The 12,004-nt window shown below is 73.8% G+C and carries 9 protein-coding genes, 3 tRNA genes and 2 pseudogenes; 6 read left to right on the top strand and 8 right to left on the bottom strand.

The features are described from left to right. The 4 genes and pseudogenes from EFE23_RS25685 to EFE23_RS25670 all read left to right on the top strand — a co-directional run. Positions 1–249 (top strand): annotated as a pseudogene (locus EFE23_RS25685) (2-phospho-L-lactate guanylyltransferase); the annotation flags it as partial. A gap of 43 nt (positions 250–292) precedes the next feature. Beyond that, positions 293–490, top strand: a complete 198-nt coding sequence (locus EFE23_RS25680) for a cold-shock protein (protein ID WP_123243476.1) — start codon at positions 293–295, stop codon at positions 488–490. Between the two features lie 54 nt (positions 491–544). Further along, complete coding sequence (locus tag EFE23_RS25675; RefSeq protein ID WP_199737230.1) at positions 545–2,839, top strand: RNA degradosome polyphosphate kinase; 2,295 nt, start codon at positions 545–547, stop codon at positions 2,837–2,839. A gap of 28 nt (positions 2,840–2,867) precedes the next feature. After that, on the top strand, positions 2,868–3,767 hold the full coding sequence (locus EFE23_RS25670; protein WP_123243474.1) for an NUDIX hydrolase: 900 nt from the start codon (positions 2,868–2,870) through the stop codon (positions 3,765–3,767). A 71-nt stretch (positions 3,768–3,838) separates the two neighbouring features. Here EFE23_RS25670 and EFE23_RS25665 read toward each other — a convergent pair whose 3' ends face one another. The 4 genes from EFE23_RS25665 to leuC all read right to left on the bottom strand — a co-directional run bounded on the left by EFE23_RS25665 (position 3,839) and on the right by leuC (position 8,790). Continuing rightward, positions 3,839–5,827, bottom strand: a complete 1,989-nt coding sequence (locus tag EFE23_RS25665) for an endonuclease/exonuclease/phosphatase family protein (RefSeq protein WP_123243473.1) — start codon at positions 5,825–5,827, stop codon at positions 3,839–3,841. 137 nt (positions 5,828–5,964) lie between these two features. After that, positions 5,965–6,585: an HU family DNA-binding protein gene (locus EFE23_RS25660; protein WP_123243472.1), complete on the bottom strand. Its 621-nt coding sequence runs from the start codon at positions 6,583–6,585 to the stop codon at positions 5,965–5,967. Between the two features lie 159 nt (positions 6,586–6,744). Then, entirely contained in the window at positions 6,745–7,332 is a 588-nt protein-coding gene (gene leuD / locus EFE23_RS25655; RefSeq protein WP_123243471.1) for a 3-isopropylmalate dehydratase small subunit, read from the bottom strand. 15 nt (positions 7,333–7,347) lie between these two features. Next, a complete protein-coding gene (gene leuC, locus EFE23_RS25650; RefSeq protein WP_123243470.1) occupies positions 7,348–8,790 on the bottom strand; it encodes a 3-isopropylmalate dehydratase large subunit in 1,443 nt (480 codons plus the stop codon). A gap of 49 nt (positions 8,791–8,839) precedes the next feature. Between leuC and EFE23_RS25645 the strand changes: the two genes are divergently transcribed. Further along, the gene (locus EFE23_RS25645) at positions 8,840–9,526 is read left to right on the top strand and encodes an IclR family transcriptional regulator (RefSeq protein ID WP_013284529.1); all 687 of its coding nucleotides are present in this window, start codon (positions 8,840–8,842) and stop codon (positions 9,524–9,526) included. 193 nt (positions 9,527–9,719) lie between these two features. Here the strand turns inward: EFE23_RS25645 and EFE23_RS25640 are convergent. The 4 genes from EFE23_RS25640 to EFE23_RS25625 all read right to left on the bottom strand — a co-directional run bounded on the left by EFE23_RS25640 (position 9,720) and on the right by EFE23_RS25625 (position 11,177). Beyond that, positions 9,720–9,795 (bottom strand) — tRNA-Glu (locus EFE23_RS25640). A 188-nt stretch (positions 9,796–9,983) separates the two neighbouring features. Continuing rightward, positions 9,984–10,059 (bottom strand) — tRNA-Glu (locus tag EFE23_RS25635). Between the two features lie 136 nt (positions 10,060–10,195). Further along, a tRNA-Gln gene (locus EFE23_RS25630) sits at positions 10,196–10,267 on the bottom strand. Between the two features lie 106 nt (positions 10,268–10,373). Continuing rightward, complete coding sequence (locus EFE23_RS25625; RefSeq protein WP_123243469.1) at positions 10,374–11,177, bottom strand: fumarylacetoacetate hydrolase family protein; 804 nt, start codon at positions 11,175–11,177, stop codon at positions 10,374–10,376. A gap of 191 nt (positions 11,178–11,368) precedes the next feature. Between EFE23_RS25625 and EFE23_RS25620 the strand changes: the two are divergent. After that, positions 11,369–12,004: pseudogene (locus EFE23_RS25620) on the top strand (hypothetical protein); the annotation flags it as partial.

Here is a 12,004-nt window from a genome sequence, read left to right as displayed (position 1 = left end):
GTGGCCGACGCCCCGGGCAGCGGCACCGTGCTGCTCGCCGCGCCGGCCGGGGTGCCGCTGGAACCCCGCTTCGGGGTGGGTTCCGCCGCGGCGCACGCGGCCGGCGGGGCGCTGGCGCTGCGCGGCGACTGGCCCACGCTGCGTCGGGACGTGGACACCGCCGCCGACCTGGCCGCCGCGGCCCGGCTGGGCGTGGGTCCGCGCACCGCGGCGGTGCTCGGCGCCCGCGCGGCCGCCATCCTTGCCTGACCGGTGGGCCACCGGCGGCGGGCGCATCCGCTACGGTGCTGGCATGCAGGGCACGGTGGCCACCTACGACGCGTCGACCCGCAGCGGCGTGCTGCTCCTCGACGACGGCACCGAGCTGCCCTTCCCGGCCCGTGCCTTCGACGCCTCCGGGCTGCGGCTGCTCCGGCTCGGGCAGCGGGTCCGGATCGAGCGGGACGCCGCCGGCGAGATCGTCCGGGTGACTTTGCCGACGATGTCCTGATCGACCTGCCCCGAGTTCATTTTCTGTTCACCGTTGTCGGGGAATCATGAGGTGGTGAGCACCCCTCGCGAGCACCCCGATCCCGCGTCCGGCCTCCTCGACCCGACCGCGCCGCGCAACGGCGCCCGGGCCCGGAGCGTCGACGGCCGCTTCCGCCCGGTCCGGCCGCCCGAGGAGGACCTCGCCGTCGGACCGGCCGGCGCCGACTCCGCCGGCCTGGAGGAGTCTCTCGACCCGGTGGAGGGCCCCGGCCCCGGGCCGGACGTCGAGCCGCCGGCCGCGCAGCCGCTGCCGGAGGACCGCTTCCTCAACCGCGAGCTGTCCTGGCTCGACTTCAACGCCCGGGTGCTGGCCCTCGCCGAGGATCCGCGCACCCCGCTGCTGGAGCGGGCGAAGTTCCTGGCCATCTTCGCCAGCAACCTGGACGAGTTCTACATGGTCCGGGTGGCCGGGCTGAAGCGCCGGCTCTCCGCCGGCCTGCCGGTCCGCGGTGGCGACCGGCTGCCGCTGCGCACCCAGCTGGAGCTGATCACGGAGAAGACCGCCGACCTGGTCGCCCGGCACGCCGCGTGCTTCGTCGACGACGTGCTCCCGAAGTTGGCCGAGGAGGACATCCGGATCCTGCGCTGGAGCGACCTGGACGACGCCGAGCGGGAACGGCTGCGCACCTGGTTCCGGGAACACATCTTCCCGGTGCTCACCCCGCTCGCGGTCGACCCGGCGCACCCGTTCCCGTACATCTCGGGCCGGTCGCTGAACCTGGCCGTGTCGGTGCGCGACCCGGACGGCGGCTCGGAGCTGTTCGCCCGGGTCAAGGTGCCGAACAACGTGCCCCGGTTCGTCCGGGTCGCGCGCGACCAGCCGGGGGTGCGCTTCCTGCCGGTGGAGGACCTCATCTCGGTGCACCTCGGGCAGCTCTTCTCCGGCATGCAGGTGGTCGAGTGCCACCTGTTCCGGGTCACCCGCAACGCCGAGGTGGAGGTGGACGAGGACCGCGACGAGGACCTGCTCCAGGCCCTCGAACGGGAACTGGCCCGGCGCCGGTTCGGCCCGCCGGTCCGGCTGGAGGTGGCCGCCTCCATCTCCGACCACATGCTGGAGCTGCTCGTCCGCGAGCTGGACATGGACGGCCACGACGTGCTCCGGGTCCGCGGCCTGCTCGACCTCTCCGCCCTCTGGCAGGTGTACGGCGAGGTCGAGCGCGCCGACCTGAAGGACCCGCCGTTCGTGCCGGCCACCCATCCGCGGCTCGCCGAGGGCGAGGTGCCGCGCAGCGTCTTCGCCACCCTGCGCGACGGCGACGTGCTGGTGCACCACCCGTACCACTCGTTCGCGACCAGCGTGCAGCGCTTCATCGAGCAGGCGGCCGCCGACCCGAACGTGCTGGCCATCAAGCAGACCCTCTACCGCACCAGCGGCGACTCCCCGATCGTGGACGCCCTGGTCGACGCGGCCGCCGCCGGCAAGCAGGTGGTGGTGCTGGTGGAGCTGAAGGCGCGCTTCGACGAGGTGGCGAACATCGGCTGGGCGCGCACCCTGGAACGCGCCGGCTGCCACGTCGTCTACGGCCTGGTCGGGCTGAAGACGCACTGCAAGACCGCGCTGGTGGTCCGCCAGGAGGGCAACCAGATCCGCCGCTACTGCCACATCGGCACCGGCAACTACCACCCGAAGACCGCCCGGCTCTACGAGGACTTCGGCATGCTCACCGCCGACCCGGAGATCGGCGCCGACCTCACCGACCTGTTCAACGTGCTCACCGGCTACAGCCGGCAGACCGCGTACCGGCGGCTGCTGGTGGCCCCGCAGGGCATCCGGCGCGGCCTGATCGAACGGATCGAGCGGGAGGTCGAGCACGTCCGGCTCGGCACGCCGGGCCTCGTCCAGTTCAAGGTGAACGCGCTGGTCGACGAGGAGATCACCGACGCGCTGTACCGGGCGTCCCGGGCCGGCGTGCACGTCGACCTGCTGATCCGGGGCATGTGCACGCTGCGGCCGGGGGTGCCGGGGCTGTCGGAGAACATCCGGGTCCGCTCGATCCTCGGCCGGTTCCTGGAGCACTCCCGGATCTTCCGGTTCGGCAACGACGGCGACGCCGAGTTCTGGATGGGCTCGGCCGACCTGATGCACCGCAACCTGGACCGGCGGGTGGAGGCGCTGGTGCAGGTGAGCGACCCGGTGGCCCGGGCCGAGCTGGACCATGTGCTCTCCGCCGCGTTCAGCCCGGAGGTGGACGCGTTCGAGCTGGCCGGGGACGGCACCTGGCACCGGCGTACCGGGACCGACGAGGCGCCGCTGACGCACCTGCAGGAGCTGCTGCTGCACCGGGTCGGCGGGACGGCGGGCTGACCGGCCACGCACGGCATACGGTGAGCCGATGACGGACGACGAGCCGGCGCGGATCCGGGCGGCGGGCGGGGTGGCCTGGCGCCCGGCCGCCACCGGTGTCGAGGTGTGCCTCGTGCACCGTCCCCGGTACGGCGACTGGTCGCTGCCGAAGGGCAAGCTGGACCCGGGCGAACACCCGCTGCGCGCCGCCGTCCGCGAGATCGCCGAAGAGACCGACGTCCAGGCGGTGCCCCAGGTCCGCCTGCCCACCGTCCACTACCGCAGCGAGGGCCGGCCGAAGTCGGTCGACCACTGGTCGATGCGGGCCGTGGCGGCCGGCGGCTTCCAGCCGGACACCGAGGTCGACGAGGTCCGCTGGCTCCCCGTCGACGCCGCGGTACGCCTGGTCAGCTATCCCCACGACGCCGAGGTGCTCGCCGCGTTCGCGGCGCTGCCGCCGGTGACCGGCACCGTGCTGCTGGTCCGACACGCCCACGCCGGCAAGCGGGGCACCTCGACCGGCCGGGACACCGGCCGGCCGCTGGACGAGCAGGGCTGGGCGCAGGCGCACGCCCTGGCCGAGCTGGTCGCCCTCGTCCGCCCGGTACGCCTGCTCTCCGCCTCGGCCCGTCGCTGCGTGCAGACCCTCCACCCGGCGGCCGCCCTGCTGGACCTGCCGATCGAGGTGGTCGGTGACTTCGACGAGCCGGCGCCCGGCCAGCAGCCGGAGGAGTGCGCGCTGGCCGGGGCGGCCCGGCTGGCCGAGCTGGGCGCCGCCGGCGACCCGGTCGCGGTGTGCAGCCAGGGCAAGGTGATCCCCGGCATGCTGGAACGCTTGACCGGCCGCAGCGACGACTTCACCACCGCGAAGGGCGGCGGTTGGCTGCTCGCCTTCACCGGCGACCGGCTGCTCGCCGCCGACCGGCTGCAAGGAAGGGCCCCCTGTTAACGCCTCCGGTAGAGCAGGGGCCCCCTCTTAACGGCCGACCCGGGCGGGTGACGCCGGGGCGTGGGCGTGGGTCAGGGCAGGCCGACGGTCACCGCGACGGGCAGGTGGTCGCTGGCGGTGCTGCGGGGCGCACGGGGGTCGGCGGCGGTGAGGTCGGGCGAGACGAACACGTGGTCGATCTGCTGGCGCGGGTCGTCGGCGGGGCTGGTCGGCAGCGGCCGGGCGGCGGCCAGCGCGTCCACCAGACCGGCCGTGGTGAACGCGGCGAACGCGGGCTCGCCGGGCTCGGTGTTCAGGTCACCGGCCAGCACCAGCGGGCGGCCGGCCGCGTACCGGACGGCGAAGGCGGCGACCTCGCGGGCCTGCGCCACCGGCCCCCGCCCCGGCGGCGGTTGCAGGTGGGTGGCGACGACGGCGAGTTCCCGGCCGCCGAGGTCGAGCGTGACGCCGAGGGCCTGCGCCCCGGTGGGCGCGCCGTGCGCGGCGAGCGGGCGGCTCCGCCCGGACCGCACCGGATACCGGCTCAGCACCGCGTCGCCCCACACCGGATCGGCGGCGGGCGCGAAGACGTACGGCATCCGCAGCCGCCGCGCCAGCAGGGCGAGGGTGTCGTGGCCGCCGTTGAGCAGCCAACCCCGGTCCACCTCGCTGAGCAGCACCACGTCCGGGCGGGCGCCCCGGACCACCCGGGCCACCGCGTCGAGGTCGAGCCGGCCGTCCAGCCCGAACCCCATCCGGATGTTGTACGCCGCCACGCGTACCGCGGCCGGTGGGGTGGCGGGCGGCGCCGACCGGCGCGCCGGTCCGGGCAGCACGCCCGCCAGCAGGACCAGCACCGCCGACAGCAGGGCCGGCAGGCTACGGGCGTACCCGGTCAGGACCGGGGCGGCCTGAGCCGGCCCGGTGAGGGCGCACCCGGCGATCAGGGCGGCCGTCCCCACCGGCACCCAGCCGTTCGGATAGCCGAGATCGTAGGCCGCGTAGTAGGCCACGGAGGCGACCGCGAAGACCAGCATGCCGCCGACGACGGCGTAGCCGCGCCGGGCGGCGGCGCCGCGCCCCGGGACCACTGCGGACGCCGGGGCGGCGTCGGTCCGGGCGAGGCAGCCGCCGAGTCCCACGGCGGCGAGCAGGTAGGCCCAGCCCAGCCAGGCCGGCCGATCGGCGGCGAAGAGCGCCGCCCCGGCGAGCAGGATGGCCGGCCAGAGCACCCGCCCGAGCCGGGCCGGCGTCCGGGTGAGCGCCGCCAGCAGGAACAGCCCGACCGCGCACGCCGGGAGAATCGAGGCGGTGCCGGGCGGGAGCCCGAGGCCCGGGAAGTCGGCCGAGCCGGCCCGGTAGGAGTACGAGGCGCTCCAGAGCGCCGGGGCCAGCGCCAGTTGACCGGCCACGAACAGCGCCGGACCGACGAGCAGCCAGGCCCGTGCCCCCGTCCAACCGGCGACCGGCCCATCCGTCGCCGCGTCGGCCGCTTCGTCGGCCGTGCGCAGAGCTGGATCGGCGGGCGGGTCCTGGGGCGTCGGGGCGGGCGTGCCCTGGCGGGCCTCGGGAGAGCGGCTCGCGGCGGAGGCGGCCAGGAATGCCAGGACCAGCAGGACGCTGAGCGCCCACCCGGGCACGCCGCCCCGCCAGACCAGGTCCTCGGTGGCGAGCAGGGCGTGGCCGACGGCGGCGCCGGCCAGGCCGAGCGCCAGTCCGGCCACCGGCCGGTCGACCCGGGCGGCGGTGGCGGCCAGCCAGACCAGGCCGGCGAGCAGCCCGGCACAGGCCAGCCAGAGCTGCGGCCGTCCGCCGGGCGCGGCGGTCAGGGCGAGCCGGACCGCGGCCAGCAGCCCGGCCGCCACCAGGCCGACCGGGCCGGCGCCGAGCCGGCGGACCAGTGCCGGGGCGGCCAGGGCGAGCAGGAACCAGGAGAGGGCGAAGGCGCCGAGGAGTTCCGCCGGGGTCTCGGCCGCCCGGCCGAAAATGGTGATGATCGAGGGCAGCCAGACTCGCAGCACGTCCAGCAGGACCACCACGCCCAGCGCGAGCGCGACGGTGGGAAGGTGACGGTGCCGCACGGGCGCCTCTTCTCGTGACCGACGGGGGTGTTCGGCACGGCGATTCTGCGGGGGCGCCCGCGAACGGGTCAACGCGTACCCACGAGAAAGGGCGCCCACCGCGAGCGGTGAGCGCCCTTTCCAGGCCGTTCGGCGGGTCAGCGCCGGGTGGCGGCCTTCTTGGCCGGAGCCTTCTTCGCGGGCGCCTTCTTGGCGGCCGTGGTCTTCTTGGCGGCGGTGGTCTTCTTCGCCGCCGTGGACTTCGCCGCCGTGGTCTTCTTGGCGGCCGTGGTCTTCTTCACCGCGGCGGTCTTGGTCGCGGCGGCCTTCTTCGCCGGCGCGGCCTTCTTGGTCGCGGCGGCGGTCTTGGTGGCCTTCGCCGCCGTGGTCTTCTTGGCGGCGGCGGCCGTGGTCGTCTTCTTGGCGGCGGTCGCCTTGGCCCCGGCGGTCTTGGCCGCCGCTGCCGCGGTCGTCTTCTTCGCGGCGGCGGTGGCCTTCGGCACCTTGCCGCTGGCCACCATCTCCTTGAAACCGGCGCCCGGACGGAACGTCGGGACGGAGGTCTTCTTGACCTTCACCGCCTCGCCGGTCCGCGGGTTACGCGCTGTTCGGGCACCCCGGATGCGCTTTTCGAACGCTCCGAACCCGGTGATGGCCACCTTCTCGCCCTTGGTGACCGCCGCCTGGACCTCAGCGAGAACCGCGTCGAGCGCGGCCGTCGCCGTCTTCCGGTCCCCCAGGCGAACGGCGAGCGCCTCGATGAGCTCGGCCTTGTTCACGATTTCCTCCCGATGTGCAACTGACTCGACGCGAGCCATTCTGCGCGCACGGTATGCCCTGTGCTGCCTGGACACAAACATTCGGTGGAAAAAAGCCCTTGTGTCGTAACGGATTCGCCCCCACCGGCGGGGCCGGTGGGGGCGAAAAGCCGTCTACGGTTAGGCGACCGAGGGCAGGAACGCCGGCCGGGACGCCTCGTAGGCGCTGATCTCGGCCTCGTGCCGGAGGGTGAGTCCAATGTCATCCAAGCCCTCCATCAGCCGCCAACGGCTGTGGTCGTCGAGCGGGAACGCCCAGGTGGCGTCCCCTGCGTGCACCTCGCGGGCGGTGAGGTCGACGGTGATCGGGGTGGTCGGGTCGGATTCCACCAGATCCCAGATTTCTTCGACGGCTTTCAATTCCAACTCGACCGGGAGGAGCCCTTCCTTGAGGGCGTTGCCGCGGAAGATGTCACCGAAGCGGGGAGAGATCACCGCGCGGAAGCCCCAGTCCCGCAGCGCCCAGACCGCGTGCTCGCGGGAGGAACCGGTACCGAACTCGGGGCCGGCGACGAGAATCGACGCGCCCGAATGGGCGGGATCGTTCAGAACGAATGACGGGTCCTCCCGCCACGCGTTGAAGAGCCCGTCGGCGAAACCGGTCCGGGTCACCCGCTTGAGGTACACGGCGGGGATGATCTGGTCGGTGTCCACGTTGGACCGGCGCAGCGGCACGGCGGTGCCGGTGTGGGTGGTGAACTTGTCCATCTCTCGGCTGCCCTTCTACAGGTCGGCGGGGGCGGCGAGCCGGCCGACCACGGCGGTGGCGGCGGCGACCGGCGGGGAAACCAGGTGGGTACGCCCACCCCGGCCCTGACGGCCCTCGAAGTTGCGGTTGGAGGTCGAGGCGGAGCGTTCGCCCGGCTTCAGCGTGTCCGGGTTCATGCCCAGACACATGGAGCAGCCGGCGAAGCGCCACTCGGCGCCCGCGTCGGCGAAGACCTTGTCCAGCCCCTCCGCCTCAGCCGCCTCGCGGACCGCCGCCGAGCCGGGCACCACCAGCATGCGTACGCCGTCGGCGACCCGGTGGCCGCGCAGCACGTCGGCGGCGGCCCGCAGGTCCTCCAGCCGGCCGTTGGTGCAGGAACCGACGAAGACCACGTCCACCGCCAGGTCGCGCAGCGGGGTGCCGGGGGTGAGGTCCATGTACTCCAGGGCCCGGCGGGCGGCGACCCGCTCCGGCTCGGTGACGAACTCCTCCGGGTCCGGCACGGTCGCGCCCAGCGGCACGCCCTGACCCGGGTTGGTGCCCCAGGTGACGAACGGCGTGATCCGGCTCGCGTCGAGGGTGACCTCGGTGTCGAAGGTCGCGCCCTCGTCGGTGGGCAGGGTCCGCCAGTGCTCGACCGCCGCGTCCCAGTCGGCGCCCTGGGGCGCGTTCGGCCGCCCCTTCAGGTACGCGAAGGTGGTCTCGTCCGGCGCGATCATGCCGGCCTTGGCGCCCCACTCGATGGACATGTTGGCGATGGTCATCCGGCCCTCCATGGAGAGGTTCCGGATCGCCTCGCCCCGGTACTCCACGATGTGGCCGCGCCCGCCGCCCGTGCCCACCTGGGCGATCAGGGCGAGGACCAGGTCCTTGGCGGTGACGCCCGGGGCCAGCTCGCCGACCACGTTCACCGCCATGGTCCGCGGCCGGGCCTGCGGCAGCGTCTGGGTGGCCAGCACGTGCTCGACCTCGCTGGTGCCGATGCCGAAGGCGAGGGCGCCGAACGCGCCGTGGGTGGCGGTGTGCGAGTCGCCACAGACGATCGTCATGCCCGGCTGGGTGAGGCCCAGCTGCGGGCCGATCACGTGCACGATGCCCTGGTTCTCGTCGCCCAGCGGGTGCAGCCGTACGCCGAATTCGGCGCAGTTGCGGCGCAACGTCTCGATCTGGGTGCGGGAGGTGGGGTCCGCGATGGTGAGCAGGTCGCCGCGGCGGGACCGGAACGCCGGGTCGTCGTACCCGGTCGGGGTGTTGTGGTCCTCGGTCGCGATCGTCAGGTCGGTCCGCCGCACCCGGCGGCCGGCCAGGCGCAGCCCGTCGAACGCCTGCGGGCTGGTCACCTCATGGAGTAGGTGCAGGTCGATGTAGAGCAGGTCCGGCTCACCGTCGGCGGAGCGGACCACGTGTGCGTCCCAGACCTTCTCGGCCAGGGTCCTCGGTTGAGTGACTCCCACCATCTGGACATCCTAAATTCTGGGAGGTAAATTTCGGCTTGTGGGACACAGTATGAGCGGTGTCGGCGTTCTCGACAAGGCGGTGGTCATCCTGGCCGCCTGCGTCGACGGCGCCAGCCTGGCCGAACTCGTTGAACGAACCAAGCTGCCCCGGGCAACGGCGCACCGGCTGGCACAGGCACTGGAGATCCACCGAATGCTGGTACGCGACACCCAGGGGCGTTGGCGCCCGGGCCCCCGGCTCGGCGAGCTGGCCAACGCCGCCCCGGACGTGCTGCTGACCGCGGCCGAGCCGCTGCTCGCCGCGCTCCGCGACGCCACCGGGGAGAGCGCCCAGCTCTACCTGCGCCGGGCCGACGAGCGCATCTGCGTGGCCGCCGCCGAGCGGGCCAGCGGCCTGCGGGACACCGTGCCGGTCGGCTCGGTGCTGCCGATGACGGCCGGTTCCGCGGCGCAGATCCTGCTGGCCTGGGAGCCGCCCGAGGCGGTCATGCCGCTGCTGCCCCGCTCGAAGTTCACCGGCCGCACCCTCGCCGAGGTACGTCGCCGGGGCTGGGCGCAGAGCGTGGCCGAGCGGGAGGCCGGTGTGGCGAGCGTCTCCGCCCCGATCCGCGACCGGACCGGCCGGGTCATCGCCGCGATCAGCATCTCCGGCCCGATCGAGCGCCTCGGCCGCCGCCCCGGCGAGCGCCACGCCATGGCCGTCGTCCGCGCCGGCCAACGCCTCTCCGGCCTCTGACCCCCTCCCCAACCCCACCCCCCGCCCTCCACCTCGTCGATCATGAGGTTTGCGGCAGTCAGGGAGATCAACACCGCCGCAAACTTCATGATCGACGGTGAGGGAGGGTGGGGGTGGGGTGGGGAGGGGTGGGGTGGGGTGGGTGGGGAGGGGGAACGGCCCGCCTCGCGGGTGCGAGACGGGCCGTTCGGTGTGGTAGCCCCGACCGGATTCGAACCGGCGCTACCGCCTTGAGAGGGCGGCGTCCTGGGCCGCTAGACGACGGGGCCAGGCACTTTTCCTGCTTCACCGCCCTGGCGGGCGGTGCGGCAGTAGTCTATCGGCACCACGGCCGGGCCCGACGAGGGGGGTTCCCCGGTGGAATCGGACCCGCGCGGCCGACACAGCGAGCCGCCCGACACCGGGCAGCCGCGAACACGAAACAGCCCGCCCCACCAGGTGGGACGGGCTGCCAGCGTGGTAGCCCCGACCGGATTCGAACCGGCGCTACCGCCTTGAGAGGGCGGCGTCCTGGGCCGCTAGACGACGGGGCCAGAACCATCTGCTTCCCCACCTGCCGGGCGAGGAAGCTGCACTCTATCAGAGATCATCTGCCGCCCCTCTCCCGAGGGACGGAGCGGAACTCCGCCAGAATCCAGCGTCCGGGATTCTCGCGAATCCGCGGCTGCGCTGGGGTACCAGGACTCGAACCTAGACTAACTGAACCAGAATCAGTCGGGCTGCCAATTACCCCATACCCCATTGGCCCCTTGCGGCGCCGGGAATGAACTTTACCCTCCCGGTGCCGGCAGGCCAAATCCAACCCCTCGAACCGCACGTGACCAGCGGAAACGAGACGTCGGACGCGTCAGGCGACCGGCACCACCGGGTTGGTGAGTTCGCCGATCCCCTCGATCCGCACGGTGACCGTATCCCCCTCCGTGAGCGGGCTAACCCCCGCCGGCGTGCCGGTCAGCACCACGTCGCCCGGGAGCAAGGTCATCACGTGGGAGACGTACGACACCAGGGCCGGAACGTCGAAGACCATGTCCTTGGTCCGGCCGAGCTGGCGTACCTCCATCTCCTCGGGGTTGCGACCCACCTCACAGCGGATCTCCAGGTCGGAGACGTCCAGCCCGGTGGTGATCCACGGCCCGATCGGGCAGAACGAGTCGAAGCCCTTGGCCCTGGTCCACTGCCCGTCGGAGCGCTGCAGGTCCCGCGCGGTGACGTCGTTGGCGCAGGTGTAGCCGAAGATGGCCCGCTCGGCGGCGGCCCGGTCGGCCCGGCGCGCGCCGGGGGCCCCGATCACCACCGCCAGCTCCGCCTCGTGCTCGACCTGCTTGGAGAAGACCGGCAGCCGGATCGCGTCCCGGGGACCGACCACCGAGGTCGAGGGCTTGAGGAAGAGCAGCGGCTCCTTGGGCACCTCGCTGCCGTGCTCGGCGGCGTGCTCGGCGTAGTTGCGGCCGACGCAGACCACCTTGCTCGGCAGGATCGGCGAGAGCAGCCGGACGTCGGAGAGCGCCCAGCGGGCACCGGAGAACTGGACCTGGCCGAACGGGTGACCCTCGATCTCGGCGATGGTCAGGCCCTGCGGCCCGGCCCCCGGCTCGCCCTCGACGACCCCGAACGACATTCCCTTGGCATGAGCGAAACGAGCGATACGCACCCGGCCAATCTATCCCTGCCCACCGGCCCGGCCACGCCGGACGCGGCCGCCGCCCGGAAGGCGGCGACCCGGTCCGCCGGGGTCGGCCGCGCGCAGGGTACGCCGGCCCGCGCCGGCCGGGGCGGGAATGCCGACTTCGTACCCGCCCGGCGGGCCGGGGCCCATAGCTTCGGGGCCGGAGGTTCGTTCGTATGCCTGCATCGAGACGACACCACAGGGCCCTGGCCGTGATCGTGAACTGCCTGGGCGTCCTCGCCGCCGTACCGGCGCTGCCGCCGGCCGCGCCCCGGGCGGTGGCCGCACCGGCGCACCCGGCACCGGCCGCTCCGGCGCAGCGCGCCACTCCCATCCCGACCGGCGTGCCGGCGGCCCCGCCCGCGGTGGCCCCGACGAAGGCGCCACCGATCCAGATGTCCACGCCGCCGGTCACCCTGGCGGTGACCGCCGCGAACACCCCGACGCCCGGCTACCGGATCGCGGTGCGCAACGCCGGGAACAGCATGGTCGAGACGACCGTGCGGCAGGAGATGCCCACCGGGTCCCGGGCCACCACGGTGACCGGCGGGGGCCGCGCCGTCCCGATCGGTTCCCCCGGCGCCAACGAGGTGAGCTGGCGGCTGCGGCTGCCGGCACACAGCACCACGACGCTGCACACGGCGCTCAGCACGACCGCCGGCGGCGGGTCGGTGACCGCGCCCGCCTGCGTGTACGGCACCGACGGCACCCGGGCGTACGACTGCGCCACGGCGACCTGGACGGGGCCGGCCGCGGCCCCGGCGACGAAGGTGACGGCCGCGCCCGCCTGGCGGCGCCCGCCGGTGCTGCTG

The sequence above is a fragment of the Micromonospora solifontis genome, from assembly GCF_003725545.1.
GTDB lineage: Bacteria > Actinomycetota > Actinomycetes > Mycobacteriales > Micromonosporaceae > Micromonospora > Micromonospora solifontis.
Note: the sequence above shows the minus strand (reverse complement) of the source record. Positions and strands in the feature narration are given on the sequence as shown.

Coding starts and splice junctions, on each gene's coding strand:
- EFE23_RS25680 (WP_123243476.1), top strand. CDS start 293: ATGCAGGGCACGGTGGCCACCTACGACGCGTCGACCCGCAGCGGCGTG.
- EFE23_RS25670 (WP_123243474.1), top strand. CDS start 2,868: ATGACGGACGACGAGCCGGCGCGGATCCGGGCGGCGGGCGGGGTGGCC.
- leuD (WP_123243471.1), bottom strand. CDS start 7,332: ATGGACAAGTTCACCACCCACACCGGCACCGCCGTGCCGCTGCGCCGG.
- leuC (WP_123243470.1), bottom strand. CDS start 8,790: ATGGTGGGAGTCACTCAACCGAGGACCCTGGCCGAGAAGGTCTGGGAC.
- EFE23_RS25645 (WP_013284529.1), top strand. CDS start 8,840: ATGAGCGGTGTCGGCGTTCTCGACAAGGCGGTGGTCATCCTGGCCGCC.